Source organism: Mucilaginibacter sp. P4_G9 (assembly GCF_056400985.1).
In genome coordinates this window covers 1-1031 of the sequence record NZ_JBFUKF010000816.1, presented here as the reverse complement: position 1 = coordinate 1031, position 1031 = coordinate 1, and the positions used below count along the sequence as shown (strand labels likewise).

1 pseudogene is annotated in these 1031 nt (G+C 41.8%); it reads right to left on the bottom strand.

From position 1 onward, the window contains the following. Window positions 1–879, bottom strand: a pseudogene (locus AC1DPZ_RS27850) (1,4-alpha-glucan branching protein GlgB); the annotation flags it as partial. Window positions 880–1031: the final 152 nt, after the last annotated feature.

Sequence of the window (1031 nt, the reverse complement as noted above, 5' to 3'; positions counted from 1 at the left end):
CTCCATAATTGGCATAAACTCTACATGCGTAAAGCCCATTTCCTTAACGTAGGGCACCATTTTATGCGCAAGCTGCGTGTAGGTTAAAAACTCGTCGGGGCTTTCCAAACTACGCGCCCATGAGCCTAAATGCACCTCGTAAACGCTATATGGTTTATCAATGGCGTTATGTTCGTGGCGATTGGTCATCCAGTCGCTGTCTGACCACTCGTAAAAAGTATCGGCAACTATTGATGCAGTGCTTGGGGGTACTTCCCAACGCAGCGCAAAAGGATCGGCCTTTTCCAGGTCTTCGCCCGTTGATGATTTGATATAATATTTATAAGTTTCGCCATTACCTACATTTGGGATAAAACCTTCCCATATGCCCGATGCATCCCAGCGGCCATATAAACTATGCGAACCGCGGTTCCAGCCGTTAAAATTAGCTATAACTGCTACGTACTGGGCATTTGGCGCCCAAACAGCAAAATAGGTACCTATAATGCCATTAAACTCCACCACGTGCGAACCCAGCTTCTCGTACAGTTTATAGTGTTTACCTGATTTAAATAAACCAATATCAAAATCGGTAAACCTGCTGTACGGCTCTACCGCGTTTTTTATCACATGCGTAGCCTGCACGGCATCTGCAACTTTTCCGTTTACAGATTTAGGCTTGGGCTCAGCAATTTTTTCTGCAGGAGCGGCTTTCGTTTTAACTGCTTTTTTGGCCTCGGCCACTAAAACTTCGGGTTCAACTTTAACTGCTTTTACCTTGGCAACCTTTTCAGGCGCTTTTATATCTGTTGCTGTAGATTTTGCCTTTGGGGCTTTTTTTTCTTTTACAGGCTTTTCTTCCGGTAACGGGTTTTCGGTTTTCTTAATTTGTTTCGCCATAATATAGATAACCTGTTGGGGCTTATAAGGATAACCCAAATAACAGGAATGAGTTTTGGTTTATGTAATAACCAAATATATTAATATGATTCCACTGATTGTTAAATGATTTTACCAATTATAAAAAAAATCATCATCTAAAAGCGTTATTG